Origin of the sequence: Sphingorhabdus sp. EL138 (genome assembly GCF_945862485.1) — a bacterium.
In the GTDB taxonomy this organism is placed as follows: domain Bacteria; phylum Pseudomonadota; class Alphaproteobacteria; order Sphingomonadales; family Sphingomonadaceae; genus Sphingorhabdus_B.
Genome location: NZ_CAMAYF010000040.1, coordinates 1 through 7,598, shown reverse-complemented (window position 1 = coordinate 7,598; position 7,598 = coordinate 1). Strand labels below are relative to the sequence as shown.

Below are 7,598 nucleotides of genomic sequence, written 5' to 3'. Positions count from 1 at the left end.
TGTCGGCGTTGACACAAATGAAGGGATCATCGGAAATGAGCGGCAACGCATGCACCAAGCCGCCGCCTGTATCGCGCAACAACGCACGCTCGTCGGAAATGCGCACATCTAAATCCGCCGCTGACGCTGCCAAATGCTGCTCTATTTGTTCGGCGAGATAATGGACGTTGGCGACAATTTTACCGACGCCGGCTTCGCGCAAATGGTCCAGCACATGATCGATCAACGCAACGCCGCCCACTTCGATCAGGGGCTTTGGCCGGTCGGCGGTCAGGGGCATCATCCGCGTCCCTTTACCCGCCGCCATGATCATCGCTGTATCCACATGCTTAACCATCGATGTGCAATTCCGTGGGCATTTTATGGCGCAAGTCCGAAGGGATATGCGTGTCGAACCAAAGTTTGACCGGCGCTAGGGCCGGATGGGCCAAATCACGTTCCAGCAGTGCCCACATGCGCGGCAAGAATGACAGATAGCGCGCCTTGCCATCTCGTTTCCACAGACGCGTGAATATGCCGATAATCTTGGTATTCCGCTGCGCGCCCAGCAACGCATAATGCGCATCAAAATTAGCATCGGGTTTTGCCGCAGCATGATAATAAGCCAGCATTTCAGCTTCCAACGCAGGCGAAACGTCGCGCCGTGCATCTTGCAGCAAGGACACTAAATCATAGGCCGGATGTCCGACCAAAGCGTCCTGAAAATCAATTATCCCCTGTTGGCCATCTTCCAGCAGCATGATGTTTTCAGCATGGTAATCGCGCAGCACGGTGACTTTCTGATAATCCGCAAGCGGGGCCAGCGCTTCGGTCCAAAGCTGATCAAATGCACTTGTGTCAAATGAGATACCCATCGCGGGCATGTACCATTCCGACAAAAGCTGCACTTCGCGCATGTAAGTTGCCATATCATAAGGCTGGGCTTGCACCGAGGGCGTCTGCGCCAACCGGACAATCGCATCAATAGCCGCGCGATAGACCACCGCCTCATCTTCGGGATGTTCATCCAGATGCTCTCGCATCCGCCGGTCACCAAAATCTTCTATCAGCAGCAGCCCACGGGTCAGGTCGGTGGCGAAGATTTCGGGTGCGCGGAACTGATGTCCGTTCAAATATTGCGCGATATGTATGAAAGGACGCGGGTCCTCATGCGGTGGCGGCGCGTCCATCAAAATCGCCTTACCATGTGTGGCGGACTCTACACGGAAATAACGACGGAAAGATGCATCCCCTGCTACCGGCGACACTTTCGCGCCTTCCCAACCATGCAATCGCAGAAATTCGTCCAAGCCAGCGGGCGGCGCCATGTTAGTTACGTGTGTCATCAGTATCCATTTTCAAAGTCAATATGCGGCTTCCGTCCGTTTGCGGTGCTATGTCGATAAAATGGCTTGGGACCACATAGGCAGCGCCAAAGCGTTCGGCCCACTCAACGAGCGTAATGCGTTCACTACGTTCCTCCGCCAACCCCAGTTCATCCAATTCATCCGCGTTGTCGAGGCGATACAAATCGACATGGGCAACGGCAACCAAAACATCAGGCGGCTCATAGCTATGCACGATGGCGTAAGAGGGACTGGCAACTTCGCCCTTAAAGCCAAGGCCCGCCAAAATCCCCGCACACAAGACGGTTTTGCCCGCCCCAAGCGGGCCATTAATCGCGACCCAATCAGAGCACTTCAAACCTTGCGCCAGCGCATGGCCAAAGGCGCGCATATCTTCATCGGTTGCAATAATCATTTCTTTGGTAGCGCCATAATGATTGTGGTTCCCATCCCTTTTGCAGTAGGAAAATGAAAAGTGCCACCATGCAATGCAATTATCTGCCAGGCCAAGGGAAAGCCCGTCATTTCGTCAAAACCCGTCCTTAATCGCATCTGCGTCGTGCAACGCTTGCTCCATTTTTGACCTGTCGGACAACTCAAGCATATTGAAGAGCGTGTTGCCGTCAGGCAGCGGTACAGTTGCGATCCGGAACATGCGGCCATCGGCGAAGATAGCCTCACTTTGCCGCTGTGCACGATTGGACGAAGTCATCCTGATCATTTCGCCAAGCGCATTTATCTGCGTGGGTTTTTCCAAATGCCCCGCCAATAACGGCAAAAGTTCGTCTAAACGCGGGTGTTTAATCAGTTGATCATCGGCCAGTTGCCACGTCTCGGCAAAGATCCGGTTCCAGATACTTAGCCGACCATCCGCCGCAAAAACGGCAATAGCCTCAAACAGATTATCAAAGGTCGCCGTCCGCACGCGCAGCAAGATATCCCGCGCGCGCGCCAGCTGCGCCTGTTCGGTGCGGTCTTCAAAAATCATAAGTAAGCCGCCATCGGGAATTGGCTGGGCCAAAACGCGCAAATGTGTGCCGTCGGGAAGGAGCCAGTTTTCTTCAGTCGGATCGGCGGTACGAAACCACTCCTCGCGCGTTTTGCGCCAAGCCGGAAAATCACGCACTTCAGGTAGCTTCCCATTTTCGCGCATGCGGTCCAACACGCGTGCAAATTCCGGCTTTTCCGAAAGCCATTGGTCGCGAAAAGAGAACATACTTTGAAAGGGCAGATTTGCAAAACTGAGCCCATGGCGTGCATCGAATTGTGCAACACCCGCAGACATAAAGTTCAAAAGGTCGCGTTGCGCCTCCGACAATTTGCGCAGTTCGGATTTCGTGTCGATCAGATCCTGTACATCAATTGCAAGCCCTGCGACGCCCGCAGCGCCCAATGGGATATCGAACACGCGCAACTGACGGCGTTCCCCGTTCAAAGTCGCTGAAACTATGCGCTCTTTTTGAGCGCTCTCAGCCGCAGCTTCCGCGGCATAATTGCCTGCGCTTTTGCCATTTTCCGGCTCAAGTAATTCCACGCCATCGTCGACCGCCTGCACCCCATCGGTCGCTCCCACCGCTTCAACATACGCCTGGTTCACAAAATGCAGTTTCATGTCTGGCTGTCGGAACCATATGGGAATGGGGGCCGCTTCAATCAGGCTAGCCAAGGCCGAATATGCCGAACGCGCCTCGTTAGCTTCGCGGGTCCGCAGTTCCAGTTCGCGCATATTTTCTGTGGAATCAAAAAACCACAAGGACCCTGTGCCATTGGGGTAGATGACATTGTCCGCGATATTGCCGACAACCGTCAGCCGACGGTTGGACGCTTCAATTGCCACATGCAGTGTGAAGCCCTTCCCTGTGCGCTGCGTTTCGCGCACTTTAGCTTCCAGTTCGGCCAAGTCCTTTTGCGCCAGCCCTGCATCGTCATGCCCGCCAAGATCCGCAAGTGAACCGACAGGTTCGTCCAAACCAAGCATCCGCACAAACCGTTCGGGCGCCTCAATCCTGCCATCACTATGTAATATTACGGGGAACGCAGGGGCCGTTTCCAAAAGGCGACCAAGCCGCGTTGACTGGCGCAGGACCTTTGACGCTTGATCACGCATCGACAGCCCTGTCCAAATAGCGACCACGGCCCCTATTAGCCACAGCGCCATCAATATGCCTATAAGTGCAATGGGCAGGCCAGTGCCTGTCATCGTCATGTGCCCTTCATGTTGCCCCCTGATATGCTAATGCCCAAATGCAGCGTACACGCAACGAAAAAAGCCTGCCACGTTTCCGCGGCAGGCTCTCTTTCCGTCACATTATGAAATGTGATTAATAACGATAATGGTCTGGCTTGAACGGACCTTCTGTCGATACGCCGATATAGCCTGCTTGCTTATCCGTCAGCTTGGTTAACTTCACGCCGAGCTTTTCGAGATGGAGTGTTGCAACCTTCTCGTCGAGATGCTTTGGCAGGACATAGACCTGGTTCTTATACTTGTCGCCGTTGGTCCAAAGCTCGATTTGCGCGAGCACTTGGTTGGTGAAGCTTGCCGACATCACAAAGCTTGGATGTCCGGTGGCACAACCCAAGTTCACCAAGCGTCCCTTCGCAAGGACGATGATTTGCTTTCCGTCGGGGAACTGAACGAGATCGGTTCCTGGCTTCACTTCGTTCCAGCTATAATTAGATAAGGCCGAAATCTGAATTTCGCTGTCAAAGTGACCAATGTTGCACACGATGCTCATCGGCTTCATGTTCATCATATGCTCTGCTGTGATAACGTCGGCATTGCCAGTTGCGGTGCAGAAGATGTCCGCACGTTGCACGGCTTCTTCCATCGTCACAACTTCAAAGCCTTCCATCGCGGCCTGCAATGCGCAGATCGGATCGACTTCGGTGACCATCACGCGCGCGCCGCCATTGCGGAGCGACTGGGCCGAGCCCTTGCCGACGTCACCAAAGCCAGCGACGCAAGCAACTTTACCCGCGAGCATGACGTCAGTGGCGCGACGAATCGCGTCAACGAGCGATTCCTTGCAACCGTACAGATTGTCGAACTTCGACTTAGTAACACTGTCATTCACGTTGATGGCAGGGAAAGGCAGTTCGCCCTTCTTCGCAATTTCGTACAAACGGTGGACACCCGTGGTGGTTTCTTCCGAAACACCCTTCAAATTCTTCACTGTTTGCGTCAAATAGCCCGGCTTTTTGGCAACAAATGCCTTCAAAGCGCGCTGGAACTCGACTTCTTCTTCATTCTCTGGCTCGCCGAAGCTTTCGCCGCGCTCAAGCTTTGCGCCCCACAAAGCGAACATCGTTGCGTCGCCGCCATCGTCAAGGATGATGTTGGCCGTCGTATCGTCACCCCAATCAAAGATGCGGCCGACATAATCCCAATAGTCGGCAAGGCTTTCGCCCTTAACGGCAAACACCGGAATGTTCTGCGCCGCAATGGCGGCTGCGGCATGGTCTTGGGTCGAGAAAATATTGCAGGTTGCCCAGCGCACATCCGCACCAAGCGCCGTCAGTGTTTCGATAAGAACTGCGGTTTGAATGGTCATGTGCAACGAACCAACGATGCGCGAACCCTTCAGTGGCTGTGACGCGCAAAATTCATCACGCAATGCCATCAGGCCAGGCATTTCGGTTTCGGCAATGTTGATTTCTTTACGGCCAAAATCGGCCTCGCCGATATCGGCAATGACATAATCGTTGAAAACCACAGGCTAATTCTCCGGGAGTTTTAGATGCAGCACGCCTTAGCGATGGATTTTGGGGAAATCAAATATAAAGATTGCTTTATATGATATATCGCCATGCGTCGTTTTTGGCAATCTAAGCCTTTGACATGTCATCGACCTTAGAAAATCAACCTTTGAACATCCTCGCGCTTGACTTGGCTAAGCTGGTCACGGATGACGCTGCAACACACTTTCTCTTGCTAAAGGAAATTTCTCATGAGCATCTCTGTTGGCGACAAAATCCCTAACGTCAAACTGGTCAAGGCAACCGCAGAAGGCCCCCAGCCCGTTCAGTCTGCCGAATATTTCGCTGGACGCCGCGTTGCATTATTCTCCGTCCCCGGGGCATTCACGCCAACATGCTCGGCACGCCACCTTCCCGGCTTCGTTGAAAATGCCGGCGAGCTTGCCGCCAAGGGCATTGACGAAATCGCCTGTACCGCCGTCAATGATGCCTTTGTTCTAGGCGCGTGGAACAAGTCGGGCGGTTCGGACGCCATCACTATGCTGGCCGACGGTAACGGCGATTTCGCGGCTGCGCTCGGCCTAGAAATGGACGGCAGCGCATATGGCATGGGCAAGCGCGGGCAGCGTTTCTCGCTCGTCGTCAACGATGGTGTAGTTGAGCAAGTCAATGTCGAAGCTCCCGGCGATTTCAACGTCAGCTCGGCAGAATTTATGCTCGGGCAGCTCTAATTTTTGGTTACAATTACCCAAGCGACATTTGAAAGGGAGGGGTTACCCTCCCTTTTTTGTTGCCAAAATTGTAAAACTCGGTGAAGCGTGATTATGCCTAGTGATCATGCTCAAAACATAATTAATCAACTCGTTATCGAATATGAATCGTCGGTAAAAAGGCTTCAATCTGCGCTTGCGGCTTATTTGAAGGACAGAATTCTTCCAAGCGCAGACCAGCGCGCACGCAATGACTTTTGCTATCCCGAACTCGTCATCACTTATGCCGGCAAGACCCGCGAGACCAAATCGAACCTCGCATTCGGTAAGTTGGAAAAGATTGGCACGTTCCGGACCACCTTCACCAAGCCAGATCTTTTTGCCGATTATATTGGCGAGCAACTCGACCTTTTGAATGAGCAATATGAGCTCGAAATTTCGGTTGGCCGCAGCAAACAGGAAATCCCCTTTCCGTATGTGCTCGATGGCTCGGACGATCTTGAATTGGGGACCATTAGTCCCAACGAGCTTGCGCGTCATTTCCCCACGACGGAATTGGCTGATATTGGTGATGAAATCGCCGATGGCCTTCTACGTGTAAAGGGTAACATCAGCTCGCCACTCGCTTTGTTTGATGGTCTGCGCACTGATTTTTCTTTGGCCCGTTTGCGCCACTATACGGGCGCACCTGCCGAACATGTGCAGCATTATATCCTGTTCACCAACTACCACCGTTATGTGGATGAATTTGTCAGTTGGGCATGCACGCAGGTCGGCAATGGCCGTTACACCGCATTGTCCGGGGCTGGTGGCCTGTATGTGGATCAACCAACAGACAATGCGGCGCAGCTTGTCGCCGACAGCACATGGCGTCGGCACCAGATGCCGGCCTATCACCTTATCGCGCCAGACCGTTCAGGCATCACCTTAGTCAATATTGGCGTCGGTCCGTCCAATGCCAAAACGATTTGCGACCATTTGGCGGTGCTTCGACCTGAAGCTTGGTTGATGATTGGCCATTGCGGCGGCCTTCGGGAAACGCAACGGATTGGCGATTATGTCCTCGCCCATGCCTATTTGCGCGATGACCATATCTTGGACGAAGTCCTACCACCTGAAATCCCCATCCCGCCCATCGCTGAAGTGCAAGTAGCCTTGGCGAGCGCGGCGGAAGATGTTTCGGGCACCAGCGGCGCGGACCTCAAACGGCGAATGCGCACCGGCACCGTTGTCACCACCGACGACCGTAATTGGGAACTGCGCTATTCCGCTTCCGCGCTGCGTTTCTCGCAAAGCCGTGCGATTGCCATCGACATGGAATCCGCCACGATTGCGGCGCAGGGCTATCGTTTCCGCGTACCCTATGGCACGTTGCTATGTGTTTCGGACAAACCACTGCACGGCGAAATTAAATTGCCGGGTCAGGCAAACCGGTTTTACGAAGAGGCAATTGCCGCACATTTACAGATCGGCATCCAAACCTGTGAGTTGCTGCGTGAGGCTGGTAATAGCTTACACAGCCGCAAGTTACGCGCATTCAATGAGCCACCATTCCGATAAGCACCTAGGAACGAACGCAACACCAAACGATTTTCATCACTGCATTACAACCCAAGGAGGAACGGCTTATGCTGAAAAAGCCCGAAAACACTAGTATATTGAACAAGCTATTAAACAAATTACGTAATTTGACTGACACCCTTTCAGGTACCGCGCGTTCGGCGGCCGAGACGGCGACTACTACCGCCAAGTCAGCGGTAGATTCCGCCTCCAGCGCCGCTGCCAGCGCGGGCACAGTCATTAAAGAAAATCCCGTCAAATCCGCCGCCGTGGCTGGCGCCGTCATCGCCACCGCAGCGGCTGC

7 protein-coding genes are annotated in these 7,598 nt (G+C 53.7%); 2 read left to right on the top strand and 5 right to left on the bottom strand.

What is annotated here, in order from left to right; all coding sequences use genetic code 11:
• The 5 genes from Q0O33_RS10280 to ahcY all read right to left on the bottom strand — a co-directional run.
• On the bottom strand, nt 1-337 hold a 337-nt coding region (locus Q0O33_RS10280; protein WP_295499200.1), incomplete at its 3' end, for a sugar phosphate nucleotidyltransferase.
• Entirely contained in the window at nt 330-1,307 is a 978-nt protein-coding gene (locus tag Q0O33_RS10275; RefSeq protein ID WP_295499202.1) for a phosphotransferase, read from the bottom strand. The genes Q0O33_RS10280 and Q0O33_RS10275, both read right to left, overlap by 8 nt.
• Nucleotide 1,308: 1 nt before the next feature.
• Nucleotides 1,309-1,740 (bottom strand): tRNA (adenosine(37)-N6)-threonylcarbamoyltransferase complex ATPase subunit type 1 TsaE, encoded by a 432-nt coding sequence (tsaE, locus tag Q0O33_RS10270; RefSeq protein ID WP_295499198.1) that lies wholly within the window; start codon nt 1,738-1,740, stop codon nt 1,309-1,311.
• Between the two features lie 114 nt (nt 1,741-1,854).
• Nucleotides 1,855-3,531 carry a PAS-domain containing protein gene (locus Q0O33_RS10265; RefSeq protein ID WP_295499195.1) on the bottom strand — a complete coding sequence of 559 codons (1,677 nt, stop codon included), beginning with the start codon at nt 3,529-3,531 and terminating at the stop codon, nt 1,855-1,857.
• Nucleotides 3,532-3,646: 115 nt separating this feature from the next.
• Nucleotides 3,647-5,041, bottom strand: a complete 1,395-nt coding sequence (ahcY, locus tag Q0O33_RS10260; protein WP_295499193.1) for an adenosylhomocysteinase — start codon at nt 5,039-5,041, stop codon at nt 3,647-3,649.
• A gap of 234 nt (nt 5,042-5,275) precedes the next feature.
• Here ahcY and Q0O33_RS10255 point away from each other — a divergent pair, with 234 nt between their 5' ends.
• Together Q0O33_RS10255 and Q0O33_RS10250 are read left to right on the top strand one after the other, a co-directional pair.
• Nucleotides 5,276-5,755, top strand: coding sequence for a peroxiredoxin (locus Q0O33_RS10255; RefSeq protein ID WP_295499191.1), 480 nt, complete (start codon nt 5,276-5,278; stop codon nt 5,753-5,755).
• A 93-nt stretch (nt 5,756-5,848) separates the two neighbouring features.
• The gene (locus tag Q0O33_RS10250) at nt 5,849-7,294 is read left to right on the top strand and encodes an AMP nucleosidase (RefSeq protein WP_295499189.1); all 1,446 of its coding nucleotides are present in this window, start codon (nt 5,849-5,851) and stop codon (nt 7,292-7,294) included.
• The last annotated feature ends 304 nt before the right edge of the window (nt 7,295-7,598 follow it).

Coding starts and splice junctions, on each gene's coding strand:
- Q0O33_RS10250 (WP_295499189.1), top strand. CDS start 5,849: ATGCCTAGTGATCATGCTCAAAACATAATTAATCAACTCGTTATCGAA.
- Q0O33_RS10265 (WP_295499195.1), bottom strand. CDS start 3,531: ATGACGATGACAGGCACTGGCCTGCCCATTGCACTTATAGGCATATTG.
- Q0O33_RS10275 (WP_295499202.1), bottom strand. CDS start 1,307: ATGGCGCCGCCCGCTGGCTTGGACGAATTTCTGCGATTGCATGGTTGG.
- tsaE (WP_295499198.1), bottom strand. CDS start 1,740: ATGATTATTGCAACCGATGAAGATATGCGCGCCTTTGGCCATGCGCTG.
- Q0O33_RS10255 (WP_295499191.1), top strand. CDS start 5,276: ATGAGCATCTCTGTTGGCGACAAAATCCCTAACGTCAAACTGGTCAAG.